The 15,356-nt window shown below is 73.9% G+C and carries 10 protein-coding genes; 4 read left to right on the top strand and 6 right to left on the bottom strand.

Annotated elements, in window-relative coordinates; genetic code table 11:
* The first annotated feature begins 58 nt into the window (after positions 1-58).
* From ACPFP2_RS12215 to ACPFP2_RS12205, 3 genes are read left to right on the top strand one after another with little or no spacing between them, the layout of a single operon-like run.
* Positions 59-658 (top strand): Uma2 family endonuclease, encoded by a 600-nt coding sequence (locus tag ACPFP2_RS12215; RefSeq protein WP_424089019.1) that lies wholly within the window; start codon positions 59-61, stop codon positions 656-658.
* Positions 659-716: 58 nt separating this feature from the next.
* Positions 717-1,355, top strand: coding sequence for a Uma2 family endonuclease (locus ACPFP2_RS12210; RefSeq protein ID WP_424089017.1), 639 nt, complete (start codon positions 717-719; stop codon positions 1,353-1,355).
* A 52-nt stretch (positions 1,356-1,407) separates the two neighbouring features.
* Positions 1,408-3,078 carry a DUF885 domain-containing protein gene (locus ACPFP2_RS12205; RefSeq protein WP_424089015.1) on the top strand — a complete coding sequence of 557 codons (1,671 nt, stop codon included), beginning with the start codon at positions 1,408-1,410 and terminating at the stop codon, positions 3,076-3,078.
* Positions 3,079-3,141: 63 nt separating this feature from the next.
* Here ACPFP2_RS12205 and ACPFP2_RS12200 read toward each other — a convergent pair whose 3' ends face one another.
* From ACPFP2_RS12200 to ACPFP2_RS12175, 6 genes are all read right to left on the bottom strand, one after another.
* Complete coding sequence (locus ACPFP2_RS12200; RefSeq protein WP_424089013.1) at positions 3,142-4,653, bottom strand: DUF6114 domain-containing protein; 1,512 nt, start codon at positions 4,651-4,653, stop codon at positions 3,142-3,144.
* Between the two features lie 80 nt (positions 4,654-4,733).
* Positions 4,734-5,339: a DUF6230 family protein gene (locus ACPFP2_RS12195; RefSeq protein WP_424089011.1), complete on the bottom strand. Its 606-nt coding sequence runs from the start codon at positions 5,337-5,339 to the stop codon at positions 4,734-4,736.
* Positions 5,340-5,731: 392 nt separating this feature from the next.
* Positions 5,732-6,925, bottom strand: a complete 1,194-nt coding sequence (locus ACPFP2_RS12190) for a porin PorA family protein (protein WP_424089009.1) — start codon at positions 6,923-6,925, stop codon at positions 5,732-5,734.
* Between the two features lie 68 nt (positions 6,926-6,993).
* A complete protein-coding gene (locus ACPFP2_RS12185; protein ID WP_424089007.1) occupies positions 6,994-7,809 on the bottom strand; it encodes a class I SAM-dependent methyltransferase in 816 nt (271 codons plus the stop codon).
* Positions 7,806-12,233, bottom strand: a complete 4,428-nt coding sequence (locus ACPFP2_RS12180; RefSeq protein WP_424089005.1) for an alpha-(1->3)-arabinofuranosyltransferase — start codon at positions 12,231-12,233, stop codon at positions 7,806-7,808. The genes ACPFP2_RS12185 and ACPFP2_RS12180 overlap by 4 nt, the downstream gene beginning before the upstream one ends.
* The gene (locus ACPFP2_RS12175; RefSeq protein WP_424089003.1) at positions 12,230-13,870 is read right to left on the bottom strand and encodes a substrate-binding domain-containing protein; all 1,641 of its coding nucleotides are present in this window, start codon (positions 13,868-13,870) and stop codon (positions 12,230-12,232) included. The genes ACPFP2_RS12180 and ACPFP2_RS12175 overlap by 4 nt, the downstream gene beginning before the upstream one ends.
* Before the next feature lie 263 nt (positions 13,871-14,133).
* On the opposite strand from ACPFP2_RS12175, the gene ACPFP2_RS12170 reads away from it, so the two are divergent.
* Positions 14,134-15,294, top strand: a complete 1,161-nt coding sequence (locus ACPFP2_RS12170; RefSeq protein ID WP_424089001.1) for a glycosyltransferase family 4 protein — start codon at positions 14,134-14,136, stop codon at positions 15,292-15,294.
* Positions 15,295-15,356: the final 62 nt, after the last annotated feature.

Here is a 15,356-nt window from a genome sequence, read left to right as displayed (position 1 = left end):
GACCACCACAGTCACCGTCGTACGGTGGGGGCGTTGACCGGTCGAGGAGGTACCCCCGATGGCGATGCCGGACAGGTTCGACCCGCTGTACGACTTCGACGGGCAGTGGACGACCACCCTGGCCGACCGTCACCTCCCCCCGCGCGACCTCCCCCACGCGCGGTTCGAGTGCCTCGACGGAAGGCTGGTCATGACCCCCGCGGAAGCCGGCGCCAACAGCTTCGGTGAGATCAAGCTCGCTCGGATCCTCGGCCCCGCCGCCGAGGCCGCCCACCTCTACGTCTACGGGCCGGTCAATCTCACCTTCGACCCGCGCACCTGGATCCAGCCCGACATCACCGTCCTGCACACCGTGCCGAAGACCGACGACGAGGATCGGTGGGTCCCGGTGCGGTACTGCACGATGGCGGTGGAGTTTGTCTCCCCGGCCGGCCGGCACCAGGACCACCTCCACAAGCCCCGGCGCTGCGCCGAGGCCGGGGTGCCGTACTTCATGCGGGTCGAGATCGTCCGGCGGCTGCGCCAGGTCTCCGTGCAGCTCCTCGCCCTCGACGACGGAAGCACGTACCGGAAGGTGGTCGAGGCGCGGGGCGGGCAACGGTTCCGCTCCGAGTTGCCCTTCCCGATCGACTTCGACCCGGCGGAGCTGCTGCCGTGACCCACCCCGGAACCCGCACGCCGCCGCCTCGTTGATCCGCCCGGAGGTGTCGCGGTTGATGCTGCTCACGCGCGGGGCGGAACCGGTCGGAGCGCTGGACGGCCGGTGGACGATCCAGCGGGCCGAACGGCACCTGCGGGTCGGGGAGCTGGCCGGTGCCCGCCACGAGTGCGTGGACGGCCGCCTGGTGGTCAGCCCGTTCCCGCCGGCCACCGAGAGCATCGCCATGGCGAGCCTGGCCAGTGCCTTCGTGCCGGCGGCCGAGGCGACCGGCCGGCACGTGTTCGGGCGGGTCAACCTGACCTTCTCCCCCACCTGTTGGATCCAGCCGGACGTCACCGTCCTGCACACCCTGCCCGCCTGCGACGAGGAGGAACGCTGGGTGCCGGCGGCGCTGTGCGCCATGGCGGTGGAGTTCGTCCGGCGCGGGGCACCGCCCGCTCGTCGAGCAGCCGCGCCGCAGCCGGGTCCTGGCCGGGTCGATCAGGTGGATCGACGGCGGCGGTGCGCCGAGGCGGGCGTGCCGTGGTTCCTCCGGGTGGAGGTGGACCGGCGACCGCAGCGGATGACGGCCGAGCTGTTCCGGCGTACCGACGGCGGTGGCTGGGCACCGGCCGCCCGGGCGGTCGGCGGGCAGCGGCTGCGCGTCCGCGACCCCTTTCCGATCGACTTCGCCCCGGCCCGACTGCTCCCCTGAACACGCCAAACACGGTCGACATCCGGGCCGGTGCGTCACGTAGGGTCGCAGCGTGGGACGAATCGATGACCTCGCCAACCGCTACGTGGCCGACTGGGCGCCGCTGAGCCCGACCGGCGCCACCTACGTCGGCATCTCCGGCTACGACGACCAGCTCGACGACCTCTCCCCGGCCGGCTACGAGGCCCGGGCCGAGCTGACCCGGCGCGCCCTCGCCGATCTCGACGTGACCGAACCGGAGACCGAGGCGGAGCGGACGGCCAAGGAGGCCATGCAGGAACGCCTCGGCCTGGACCTCGCCCGGTACGACGCCGGCGAGGTGACCAGCGAGGTCAACGTGATCGCCAGCGGCCTGCACGAGATCCGGATGGTCTTCGACCTGATGCCCACCGAGGGGGACGAGGCGAAGGCGAACGTCGCCACCCGGCTCAACCGGTTCGCCGCGACCCTGGAGGGCTACAAGACCACCCTGCGCGAGGCCGCCGCCGCCGGCCGGGTCAGCTCGAAGGTGCAGCTGGTCGAGGTGGCCAAGCAGTGCGACGTGTGGACCGACCCGGACGGCGACAACTTCTTCCACGGGCTGGTCGAGCGGCTCGACGCGGACGGCACGCTCGGCGCCGAGCTGCGCCGGGGCGCGGCCGCCGCCACCGCCGCGACGGCGGAGTTCGGTCAGTTCCTCCGTACCGAGCTGGCGCCGCACGGTCGGGACAAGCAGGCCGCCGGCCGGGAGCGGTACGAGCTGGCCTCGCAGTACTTCCTCGGCGCGAAGGTCGACCTCGACGAGACGTACGCCTGGGGTTTCGCGGAGCTGGCCCGGCTGGAGGCCGAGATGGCCGCGGTGGCCGCCAGGATCGTCGGCCCGGGCGCGACCGTCGACGAGGCCGTCGCGGCGCTCGACGCCGACCCGGCCCGGACCATCCAGGGCAAGGAGGCGTTCCGGGACTGGATGCAGGCGCTGGCCGACAAGGCGATCGGCGACCTGCACGGGACCCACTTCGACATCCCGGAGCAGGTCCGCCGGATCGAGTGCTGCCTCGCCCCGACCAGCGACGGCGCGATCTACTACACCGGCCCGAGTGAGGACTTCTCCCGGCCCGGCCGGATGTGGTGGGCGGTGCCGCAGGGCATCACCGACTTCTCCACCTGGCGGGAGGTGACCACCGTCTTCCACGAGGGCGTGCCGGGTCACCACCTCCAGGTCGCGCAGACCGCCGTCCGCGCCGAGCTGCTCAACCGCTGGCAACGACTGCTCTGCTGGGTCTCCGGGCACGGCGAGGGCTGGGCGCTCTACTCCGAACGGCTGATGGACGAACTGGGTTACCTGGAGGACCCGGGCGACAAGCTCGGCATGCTCGACGGACAGGCGTTCCGGGCCGCCCGGGTGATCGTCGACATCGGCATGCACCTGGAGCTGGAGATCCCGAAGGACAACCCGTTCGGCTTCCACCCGGGAGAGCGGTGGACGCCGGAGCTGGGCTGGGAGTTCATGCGGGCGCACTGCCGGGTGCCGGACGAGAACCTGCGCTTCGAGCTGAACCGTTACCTGGGCTGGCCGGGGCAGGCGCCGTCGTACAAGGTGGGCGAGCGGATCTGGCTGCAGGCCCGGGAGGAGGCGAGGGCCCGCAAGGGCACCGACTTCGACCTCAAGGAGTTCCACCGGCAGGCGCTGGATCTCGGCTCGCTCGGGCTCGACCCGCTGCGCAGGGCGCTGGCCCGGCTCTGAGCTGCGGGACCGGGGGCGGGCGGGACGACCCGCCCCCGGTCCCCTGTGGTGGTGGGACGGAGGTCAGGGGACGCTGAGCCGCAGGTCGGGCCGGGCGGTCAGGGTGTCGCTGTCGACGAAGGCCAGGTCGATCTCGGGGTCGGTGAAGGTGATCGGGATCGGCGAGGTGATCGGGATGCCGTCCGGGAACGGCAGGTCCGGGGTCAGCGTGATCCTGATGCCGAGCAGCTTGCCGGAGAACCGGGCGGCGTAGAACGCCACGTCGCCCTGCACCGTCAGCCGGTCCGTCACGTACTGCTGGCGGCGGCCGGCCGGACCGTCCGCGACCAGCTTGAAGTCGTCGGTGACCGCCTTGGCCATGCTGAACTTCAGCGCCTTGAGCGTCCCGTTCGCGGTCGGCAGGTCGACGATCCCCTCGAACCGCAGGCCGGTCATGGTCACCTTCGAGCCGGTCAGCTTGGAGGGGCGCTCGGCGACCTTCGGCTGGCCGGGTTCCGGCGCGATACGCGGCATCAGCTTGCCCGGCTCGACCTTCTCGGACCGGTCGGGCTTCGCCGGGGCGCAGGTGCTGCTCCCCCGGCGGCTCGGCGTGGGGTTCGGGGTGGCCTTCGCCGTGGGGGTCTTCGCCCCCGGCGTCGGGCCGGCCGACGGCGTGGTGCTCGGCTCGGCCCGGCGGCCGCCGGTGAACAGATCGCCGATTCCGCGGAAGAAGTCGGTGATGATGTTGCCGTCCTCGGTCGGCTCCGGCGACGGCGTGGGGCTGGGGCCGGCCGGCGCGCTCCGGCTGGGCGCCGGGGTGGGCGTGGCCGGCCGGGCCGGCGGCGTCGGGCAGGCGGTGCCGGTCGGGGCGGGCACGGCGGGCACGGCCGGGGCGGCGTGCACGGCCGACGGCCGGAGCGCGACGAGCCCGCTCACCGCGAGGCCGAGCACCAGCAACGCCACCGCGAACCAGCCCGGGTCACGCGAGCCGGCGGGCGGGTCGACGTCACCGCCGGTCGGGGCCGCGCCGTGGGGCGCGGGCGCACCGCCCGTCGGGGAGCGCCCGGCGCGCTGCCGGGGCACGGCCGCGTCACCGGCGGGCAGCAGGTCGTCCACCAGGGTCTGGTCCTCGGCGGACGGCTCGTCGTGCCGGTGCGGCGTACCGCCGGCCGCCGGGTCCCCGGCTGCCGGGCCGGTCGCTGCCGGCCCGGTCGGCGTCCAGGCGAAGCCGAGCGCGCTGCCGACCAGGCCGAGCAACAGGCCGACGAAGAAGCCGCCGAGGTTGAGCCCCATCAGCGAGTAGATCGTGGTGACGGCGGCGACGATCGAGTAGAAGAGCCGCTGCCCCGGGCTGAGCCAGAGCAGCAGCCCGCAGGTGAGCAGGATGACCGGGATCAGCAGGGAGTAGAGACCGGTCGCTCCGCTGGCGAAGCTGAGCCCGTTGATCGTCATCTTGGTGGAGGCGAACATCTCCACCCCGGCCAGCGCGGTGAGCAGGCCGCCCCAGAACGGTCGGCTCCGCCGCCAGCGGCGGAATCCGCGCCACGCCCGGGTGAGGCCACCGGCGGGGGTGTGCGGCGCTTCGGCGGTTGTCACGTACTCCTCCTGGCGGAGCGGGGACGGGGGGACGCGGGTGCCGGCCCGCAGCGGTCACCCGCCACGGGCCCCGGGTCAGCTCAGAAGCACTCCTTGCCCTTGGCGTCCTCCCCGACGTTGACCTTCAGTCGCAGGCCGGTCAGGTTGAAGGTGGCGGCCGTGGTGTAGCGGGAGACCTGTCGTACGCCGGTGATGTCGACCTTCTCGCTGTTCTGCCCGAAGGAGCCGGCCTGGGCCGACGGGTTGAGGTCGGTGGCGTCCCGGCCGATCTTGATGTTGCTGAAGGTGGCGTTGCCCTCCAGGGTGTCCATCGCGATCAGCAGGTCCCGGGCGGTCGCCGGCTCGTCGTCGCCCGCGTTGATGGTGAGTACGACGGGCAGGCCGGGCAGGTCCGCCCGGACCGACTGGCAGAGCTTGTAGAGCTTGGCGCTGTCGATCTCGGAGAGGGCGACCGGGTGGGTCTTGCCGTTCTTCTCCTTGACGATCCCGCCGTACTGCTTGAAGCCGTCACCCTCGAGCCGGTCCGCGGCGATCTTGAAGGTCTGGCCGGAGACGGTGATGTCGGCGGCGATCGCGCCGGACTGCATGCCGAACAGGATGGCGCCGACGGCGGCGGTCGCGGGCACCATCATCGCGGCGAAGCGCCGCCACCGGGTACGCCCCGGATTGTCGATCCGATCCTGCACGGGTTCCTCCTGGGTGGGGTGGTGCGCTGCTCCGGTGGTGGCCGAGGGGAGGGGATGTGGGCCCGGTGCCGGGCCGCGACATCTGTTACCGGCGAGTAACGAACGTGCGCAGTGATGGTGCACCGACTGAGGCGTGGGTCACAAGACCCCACTTACGGTCCCGTAACTTGCGGGCCACCCGATGATCTACTGCCGTCACTCCGGGTGGAACACACGCCCCGATCCACGACCGGATCAAGCGTTCAATAGGGGCAATCTGCCTCGCAGTCGGTTACCCGGCGCAGTCAAACCATTCATAAGTTACGATTAAGTAACAAGTGCCGAGCGTGATGACGCCGACACGAAGAGGGCGGGCCGAAGAATCGGCCCGCCCTCTTCGTGGTGCTACCGGGTCAGTGCTTCTCCCGCTCGTCCGATGCCGGCCGCTGGGTCGGCACCGTCGGCTCGTCGTCCGCGCGCCAGTTCGTCGACGCGGGCGGGATCTCGTCGCTCAGCGGGCCGCCCTCGCGGTCCACGGCGGGCTGCTCGGCGGTCGGCCGCTCCTCGTCCACGACCGGCTCCTCGTGACGGGTGGGCGCGTCGACCGGAGCCGGGGGGACGTCCGCCCGGTGCCGCGCCTCGCCGGCCGTGGCGACCGCACTCCGGCGGGCCACCAGCAGGCCGAAGACCATCAGCACCAGGCCCAGCACGGCCAGACCGACCGGGGCGTAGACGCTGAGCAGCCGGAGGCTGTTCCGGCTCTCCTTGGCCCGGTCCGCCGAGGCGGTCTGGGTCGCGTCGTTGTACGTGAAGTCGGCGTCCAGCAGCGTCGTCGGCGTGCCGACGTTCGGGGTGAGGACCTTCTTCTGCACCTCGCGCACCTTGATGTACGACCCGGTCACCGGGTCCACCCAGACGGTGCGCTGGTTGCTGTAGACGACCTTGCCGTCGGTCGCGCCCGGTGCGAAGGTGGCCAGCAGCGGGGTGAGCCGGGTCGCGTCGAGGGTCAGCGGCTCGTCGGTGATCACCTGCTCGAACCGGTACGTCTCGATGCCCTTGACGTTCTCCGTACCGGAGAACTTGGCGTCGCGCACCTGGCGCATGTCGCGGTCGAAGATCTTGTAGTCCCGCTTCTCGGTGTTGAAGGGGAACTTGTAGATCTGGCCGGCGAACTGGACCCCGGTGTCACGCTGGCCGGTGTCGTCGAGCCACTGACCCTGCCACTTCAGCGCCTCGCCGGAGACCCGGTCCATGGCCAGCTTGGCGCCGTACGCGCTGACCAACTCCTTGTTGTCGACCCGGTCCACGGTCTGACCGACCTGCCACACCACGGCCTTGCCGTCGAGGTCGCCGCCCAGCTTCGCGGTCTCGTCCCTGAGCTGGTTGACCCGGATGGTCGACCTGAGGTCACCGTTATTGATCTTGATGGACCCGTTGTTGATCTGCAGGAACGTCGCACCGTCGGCTTCCGCCACGGACGTCGCCGCCTTCAGGTCGTACGGGAGCTTGGCCAGTGCGGGAGTCACGACGAACACCAGCCCGGCGGCCAGCGCCAGGAGCAGTACGCCGACCCCGAACAGCACGGCACCGATGGCGCGGCGCTTCATGTTTCCTCCTGGAGGAGCTCAATTTCGTCGTTGTCGATCAGTGAGTTGGCCGCGAGGTTACTACCTGGTCACATCTGGACGCGACCCCCGGTCAGCCCAACTTTTCCTGCCTGCCCGGCAACGTCCGGCCGCTCGGCGGTCCGGCGCAGCACCAGCAGGAAGTTCCACGAGCCGATCTCCCGCGCCCCGGGAATGCGGACGATCCACCGGCCCCACCAGGGGTGATAGCGGGGCAGCGCGTCCAGCACCTCGACCTCCGGGTTGCCCCGGGCCCAGCGCAGCGCGTCGGCGATCGAGACCGGGAAGAGCGTCTCGGCGAACCGGTTCTTCGGCGGGCGTCCGTTGCGCCGCTCGTACCGCCGCCGGGCCCGCTGCCCGCCCAGATAGTGCCAGGGCGCGGTCTCGTGCCCGCCCCACGGGGAGAGCCACGGGGTGAACGAGACGAACAGGACGCCCCCGGGCTTCGTCACCCGGGCCATCTCGTCGAGCATCCGGTCCGGCTCCGAGACGTGTTCGAGCACGTTCGACGAGAAGCAGACGTCGACGCTGCCGCTGCGCACCGGCAGCGCGGTGCCGCTGCCACGCAGCATCCCGGCCGACGACTCGGCCGCCGAGAAGTCACCGACGTCCGGGTCGAGGCCCACGTAGCGGGCGCCGGCGGCGCGGAACGCCTGCGCGAAGTAGCCCGGCCCGCCGCCCACGTCGAGCACCGTCCGCCCGGCCAGGCCGGTGTAGCCGGAGACCTGGCGTACCGAGTCGTCGGCCAGCAGGCCGTAGAAGTGGTCCGGGTCGGTCTGCTCGACCAGGAAGGCCCGGAACAGGGCCACCGAACGACCCAGCGTGGCGAACCGGCGGCGGGCTGCCGGTCCCTGTCCAACGGTCATCGCACTACCGTCCCGTCCTCGTCCTCACCGGCGGTCGGCCGGTCACCGTCCGCCGGAACTGTCGCACCGGTCTCGTCGTCGCCCGTCGCCGGGCCGTCCGTCGTCCCGCCGCGCCCGTCGGCCGACGACCCACCGGCCGCTTCCGCCCCGCCCAGCCGCGCAGCGGGCACGTCGGTCCGCTCCGCCGGGCCGGGGTCGTCAGTCGCCGCGACCGTGCCGGGGACCGGGACCACCGCCGCGACCACCGCGCCGATCGCCACCAGCATCGCCGCCTGCACCCACGTCCCGTACGCCCACTCCTGGCCGTGCCCGCGCAGTCTCCCGGCCACCGCGACCACCGTGGCCACGGTCAGGCCGCCGAAGACGACCACCGGCAGCGCCCGGCGGGCGAGCTGACGCAGCAGCATCGCCGCGAGCACGATCGCCACCGGCAGCACCCCGCCGAGCGCGGCGAGCAGCACCACCAGCAGCGTCCCGACGAACCAGGGCGCGCTCTCGGCGGGCACCGGCGACCCGTCCTCCGGCCGCCGCCGGGCCGGCCAGGCGGCGAGCACCAGCACGCCGAGCGCGGTCAGCGCCCCCACCGCCAGGCCGCCCCGGTAGGCCCGGTCGGGGGCGAACTCCAGCCGCACCTCGCCGCCGGCCCCCGCCGGCAACACCCAGGCCTGCTGCCACCCGTCGACCCGGGTTGCCGGCAACGCCCGTCCGTCCAGGGTGGCCGTCCACCCGGCGTTCGCGTTCTCGGGTACGACCAGCAGGGCGCTCTCCCCGGCGGCGACCCGGACCCGGCGCTGCGTCGGCGCCCAGTCCAGCACCGACACGTCGCGGTGCCGGGGGGCGGCGACCGCCGGGCCGACCGGCCGCAGGGTCACGTCCTGCACCAGGTAGCCGCGCGACGGGGAACTGGCCAACCGATGACCGCCGGCCGGCAGGTCCACCACCGCGCCGGTCTCCCCGCAGAGGGTGACCGGCATCGGCCGTCCGGCGACGACGTCGCCGAGGGTGCCGGTGACCGCGGTGTCGTACCGGAAGCCGTCGAGTTCCACGGTCGGGCCGGCGCCGCAGGGAGCGGAGATCCGGGTGCCGGCGGGCAGCGGCCGGATCGCCAGCCCAGGGATCTCCACCTCGGCGATGCCGGCGGTGGCGGTCCATCCGTTGCCGCGCCGGTCGGCGACCCGATCGGTGGCCTCCCGCACGACGATCTCCAACCGGTCGGTACGCACCGCGGCGAAGCGGACCAGCCCGTCCGGGGCGACCGGCACGAGCTGGGTACGGCCACCGGCGCGCACCTCGACCCGGGTGGGCGGCGAGCCGATCGGCAGGTCGGCCGGGCGCAGCCGGAGCCGGTCGATCCGGCGCTGCCCCTGCCAGCGCAGCGTGAGGGTGGGCCGCAGGTCGCCGGTGCCGGCCAGCCAGGCGGTGCCCGGGTCCCCGTCGACCGCCGCGTACGGGGCCACGGACGGGTCGCCGGCCAGGTACGACGAGGCGCCGGCGGTGACCGGCTCCCCGGCCAGGGTCACCGCGCCACCGGGGCGGGCCACCGCGGTGACCGTCAGCCGGTAGGTGCCCGCCGTGCTGCTGCGGAACAGCCGGTCCACCCCGAGCGGCTCCTCGCCGACCCGGGCCAGGAAGCGGTCGCAGCGCACCACGCTGCCCCCCGGACGGACGCCGTTCGTGGACCGCGTCACCGGCACCGGGTCCGAGCCGGGCGCGACCCCGTCGGAGCCCGCCGGGACCGTGCGGGGGTTGCCCTCGGGCGCGTCGACGGGGAAGCACGCCGGCCGGTCCCCGGCACCCCGGCTGAACGACCAGGAGACCGGGCCGGTGCTCGCGGCCGGCAGGTCGGTCGGCACGCGCAGCGCCCGGCGGGGCGTGATGTCGGGGACGCTCAGTTCCCGGATGCCCACCCCGCCGTCGAGCCGGTTGCCGGCCACCGCCAGCACGGTGATCCGGATGGTGCTGGTGGCCCCGGGCAGGGTGTAGTACGTCTGCGCGCCGAGCCCGACGGCGACGTCGTGGTCGACCGAGCCCCGGTCGGTGCTGATCCGGAACCGGGTCACCGGCCAGCCGACCCCGAGGTCGTCGACGAACGCCAGGGACACCTGCTGGACCTCACGCGGGGTGTCCAGGTCGAGCTGGAGCCACTGCCCCACCGGCCCGACCAGCGCCGCGGAGTGCCAGGCGGTGCCGGCGTCACCGTCGACGGCGGCGAACGGCAGGTGCGACGGGTCGGCCGGGGCCAGGTTGTCCACGAAACTGGCCGCCGTGGAGGCGCTGACCTCACGCAACCCCTGGTAGGTGGCGACGGTCTGGTGCCGGCGTTCGGCGAAGGGCAGCAGGTCGAGGGCCACCCGGCCCTGCCGGCCCGACTCGGCGGCGGTCATGGTCTGGCTGAGGTTGTCCCGTACCCGGCCGATGTCCCGTTCCCGGCGGCGCAGGCCGTCGGTGACGATCCACCGGTCACCGGTGGCGCCGACGTCGGCGTCGGGGCGGTCCCCGGCCAGGACCACCGGGCGGTCCCGCTCCACCACACGCTGCTCCAGCAGGGGCAGCAGCGACTCGGGGCCGCCGCTGACCGTGGGCACGTCGGCGGTGAGCACCGCCGAGGCGGCGGGCACCGGGCGGTCCACCACGTACACCTCGACGGCGGGCAGCGGGCCCGCGCCGTCGTCGACCGGGCTGCCGGCGGCCCGGCCGACCGCGTCGGTGCTGCCGAAGGTGGCCACCCGGGTGATCCCCGGCGACCCGGCCAGCGCCCGGCGCAGCACCGCCACCGGCGGGGCGTCGATCTGCGTACGGTCGATGTCGTTGCGCAGCAGCAGATGGCGGAAGCCGGAGCGGGCCAGGAAGTCGGCCAGCCCGGCCGAGCCGCGCCCACCGGCCAGCAGCGTCTCGACGGTGTCCATCATCCGGATGTTGCCGATGGAGCCGAGCGGGATCTGGTGGCGCACCGCCCAGGGCGCGCCGGCCAGCGACTGCAACGGCTCGTCGACGGTGCGTCCCCAGTCGTACTGGCCGAAGCCGGAGCCGGGCACCACCAGCGTGCGGGCCAACGCGTCCCGGTCGGCGAGCCAGGTGGCCGCGGCCCGCCAGTGCGGCGGCAGGTCGGACCAGCCGGGGCCGGGGCGCAGCAGCCCGGTCCAGGCCGGCGCGGCCGCACCCAGGACCAGGGCGAAGACCGGTACGAACACCACCGGGCGCAGCCGCAGCCCGGGCCGGCGGCGACGGGCGGCGGTGTGCAGCCGGGTGACCCAGGCGTCGACGCCGTGCGCGAAGCCGAGCATCAGCGGCAGCCGCAGCACCGGTTCCAGCTTGTGCACGTTGCGGAACGGCGCCAGCGGACCGTCCAGCAGGTCGCGGACCTGCTCGGAGAGGGGGCTGTCCAGGCTGCCGACGTAGCCCATGGTGAGCAGGGTCAGCCCGGCCAGGAAGCCGAGCACCAGGAACCGCCGCTCGGGCAGCAGGTTGCCGGCCAGCCCGGCCAGGCCGACCAGCGCCACCACCGCGGTGAGCGCCATCAGCGCCGGGTGGTCGATCAGCAGCCAGCCCGCCGGCCACCACGGGTCGCCCTGGACGATGTACGCCACCCACTGGTTGGTGCCGCGTACCGCCTGGAACAGCGAGGCGACCGCGGTGGTGGTGGTGGACGACTCGATGTAGTCGAGGAACGGCAGGCTGTACTCGCCGAGCAGCAGCAGCGGCACGATCCACCAGAGGCAGACCCCGACGACGCAGACGCACCACCAGCCGACCAGCCGCAGGTGGGCGGCGTCCCAGCGGCGGGAGAGCAGCCACACCCCGGGCAGCACCAGGGCCATCAGCACCACGGCGGCGTTGATGCCGCCCATGCCGAGCACGGCCAGCGCGGAGAGCGCGGCGGCCCGGCGCGGCGAGCCGATCCGCTTCACCTGGACCAACGGCAGCAGCACCCAGGGCAGCATCGCCGCGGAGAGGACCTCCGAGGAGAGCACGCCGATCTCGGTGAGCATCCGGGGTGCCAGCGCGTAGCCGAGCGCGGCGGCGTACCGGGTCGGTTCGGTGCCGATGCCGAACGCGCGCGCCAGCCGCAGCAGGCCGTAGAAGGCGGCGCAGAACAGCACCGCGCACCAGAGCCGCTGCGTGATCCACGGCGGCACGCCGAGCAGCTGCCCGGCGCCGAAGAACGGTCCCATCGGGAAGAGGTAGCCGTACGCCTGATTCTGGAGTTCGCCGGAGGTGGCCTCCGGGTTCCACAGGTGCAGCGCCCGGGCCATGAAGTGCACCGGGTTCGCCGCCAGGTCGAGCTTGGTGTCGAAGGTGACCTGGCCGGGGCGCTGCGCGAACGCCAGCACGGTGAGCAGCACCAGGCAGGACGCGGTGGCGGGGGCCTCGCGGACCGGCCGGACGACCCGGTCGAGCACCCGGCGCGCCGAGGTCGCGATCACCGACGGCACTCCGGAGGCAGGCAGCTCAGGTTGGCCAGGGCGGAGAAGAAGATCTGCCGCATCCCCTTCGGCTGGTCGGTGCGGTGGACCTGCCCGCCGGTGACCTTGGCGATCGCGTTCAGCTCCTCCGGGTCGACGTCCCGGCCGAGGCCGACGAAGACGATCGGCAGCGGCTTGCGCGGGTCCTGCATGGCGGCGAGTTCGGCGAGGAACTTCTTCCGGTCGATGCCCTCGGCGTCCTCGTTGCGTCCGTCGGTCATCACCAGCACCAGGTTGATCCGTCCCGGCGTCCAGTGCCGCCGGGCCTCCCGGTACGCGGCCAGGGTGGAGTCGTACAGGCCGGTGCCGCCCTTGGGTTTGACCTTGACCTCGGCCAGCCGCTGCGCCAGCGCGGTCCGCTGCACCCGCAGCGGCCGGACCGGCAGGATCTCCCGGTAGTCCCGCTCGCCGTCGACCTTGGTGGAGAAGACCCAGACCCCCAGCTCGCTGTTGTCCAGCAGCAGCCCGGCACCCTCGCGAGCGGCGCCCAGGGTGGCGTCGAGCCGGGTGCCGCCGCCGGGCACCCGGGCGGCCATCGAGCCGGAGATGTCCAGCACGGTGAGGATCCGGGCGCTGCGCTGGACGCCGCTCCACCCGGTCAGCATCTCGGTGACCGTCTCCTCGGCCGGCAGCGCCACCGGTTCGCGGACCGCCGGGTCGAAGCGGCGGTCGCGGGGCATCGCCGGCGGATAGCCGGCGGCGGTGCGGAAGCCGTACCCGGTCAGCACCTCGCGGGAGGCGCTGGTCAGCAGGTCGCTGAGGAACCCGGCGGCGGCGTCCCGCACGGCGTCGCGCGCGGCGGGCAGCACGGCGTACGGCAGGTCGAGCCAGGGCACCGCCACCTCCGGGTACGCGGCGACCAGCTTGTCGGCGCCGGCCAGCGCGTTGTGCCCGAGCACCGCCTGCTCGGTGGCGGCGACCGCGTCGGAGCGGCCGGGCAGCCCGGCCGGCGTACCGGCGGGGCTGAACGTGTGGCCGGCGAGCCGGCGCAGGGTCGCCGCCACCACCCCGCGCGGATCGCGCTCCCCGGCGGCGAGCCCGCGGACGCCGAGCAGCGCGCCCACCCCGGCCGGGTCGGCGGCCGGGTCGGGCAGCCCGACCGTGCCGGCGCGGGCGCGGGGCCCGAGCAGCGGCGCCCAGGTCAGCGGCTCGGCCGGCCAGCCCGACCGGCGGGCCACCCGCTCGGTCACCGCGAGCACCACCGGGGTGCTCGCCACCGACGTGCCCTGCCCGGGTACCTCGAAGGCGCCGGCGGCGCGGGCCCGCCGCAGCCAGAACGTCGACTCGGGCAGCCAGGCGTCGGCCACCTCGGCGCCCCGGGCCAGCTCGGCGGCGACGGCGTCGGACTCCCGGGACTCCACCGCGATCGACACGCAGGGCTGCCGGCCGACCGAGGCGCGGGCGATCCGGTCCACCGCCGGGGCGACCACCGGGGCGGCGGCCACCCGCAGCCGCACCCGCTCGGCGCACTCCGGCGTCACCCGCTCGTCGTGCAGCCAGGTGTACCCGGCCCAGCCGACGAGCAGCAGCACCAGGGCCGCGCTGAGCAGCACCACCGGGGAACGGCGGGCGAGCAGCCGCGCCGGAACGTCGCGCACCACGGCTGCCTCCCCTGCTCGTCCCTCGCCCGTCCATCGGCACGCTGCCGCAGGTCACGGGTGTGGCGGACGGCCTCCGCCGGTGTACTCACCGGCCCCGCACCGGTCCGCGCTGACACACCCTGCCAAGGTTTCGGGTCCCCGGCAAACCCCCGAGCGACGAGCTGTTATCCGATCGTCGCTGCCGGTCCGACCCATTGCGTACGAGCCCCGGGCCGCCCTAGGGTGGCGCGATCCGCTACTTACTGACCGGTAGGAGCAGCGTGGACCCCTCCAGCAGCACCACCGCTCGCCACGTGCTGTTCCTCAACTGGCGCGACACCAGCAACCCGGAGGGCGGCGGTTCCGAGGTCTACATCGAGCGGATCGCCGCCGAACTGGTCGCCGCCGGCCACCGGGTGACGCTGCTCTGCGCCGCCCACCCGCAGGCCGGCCCGGAGGAGACCAACACCGACGGCGTACGCGTGCTGCGCCGCGGCTCCCGCCACACGGTGTACGCCCGCGCGGCCCTGACCTACCTCGCCGGGCGATTCGGGCTGGGCCCGCTGGGCCGGCGCGGCGGCGGCCTGCCGGACCTGGTGGTGGACGTCTGCAACGGCGTGCCGTTCTTCGCCCCGCTGTACGCCGGCCGCCCGGTGCTCGCCCTGGTGCACCACGTGCACCGGGAGCAGTGGCCGGTCGTCTTCGGCCCGTGGATGTGCCGGCTGGGCTGGTGGATCGAGTCCTGGCTGGCGGTCCGGCTCTACCGCCGCTGCCGCTACGTGACGGTCTCCGAGGCCAGCCGCGCCGAGCTGGCCGAGCTGGGGGTGGACGCGGAGCGGATCGACGTGGTGCCCAACGGCACCCCGCCGGTGACCGGCCCGCCGCTGCCCCGCACCGCCCACCCGTCGCTGCTGGTGCTGGGCCGCCTGGTGCCGCACAAGCGGGTCGAGATCGCCATGCGCACGGTGGCCGAGCTGGTCGGGGAGCTGCCGGAGCTGGAGCTGGTGGTGGCCGGTCAGGGCTGGTGGGAGCAGCCGCTGCGGGAGGTCGCCGATTCCCTCGGCGTCGCCGACCGGGTCCGGTTCACCGGCTTCATCAGCGAGGAGGAGAAGCACGAGGTGCTCTCCTCCTGCTGGCTGGCGCTCACCCCGTCGCTCAAGGAGGGCTGGGGCCTGACCATCGTCGAGGCCGCCGCCCGGAGCACGCCCACGATCGCGTTCCGCTACGCCGGTGGCGTCGCCGAGGCGATGGTCGACACCGAGACGGGCCTGCTGGTCGACGACGAGCGGGAATTCACCGACCGGGTCCGCGAGCTGCTCGCCGACGACGTGCGGCGCAAGGCGATGGGCGAGGCGGCACTGGCCCACGCGGGCCGCTTCACCTGGGCCGCGACCGGGGCGCGTTTCGCGCAGCTGGTCGCCCGGCTCACCGCCGCCCGCTGACGGCCGGCGCGCACCTGCCCCGGACACGCGACCGGGGCGCCCGCATCAGCGGACGCCCCGGT

Origin of the sequence: Micromonospora citrea, from assembly GCF_049629545.1 — a bacterium.
Classification (GTDB): Bacteria; Actinomycetota; Actinomycetes; order Mycobacteriales; family Micromonosporaceae; genus Micromonospora; species Micromonospora citrea_A.
Note: the sequence above shows the minus strand (reverse complement) of the source record. Positions and strands in the feature narration are given on the sequence as shown.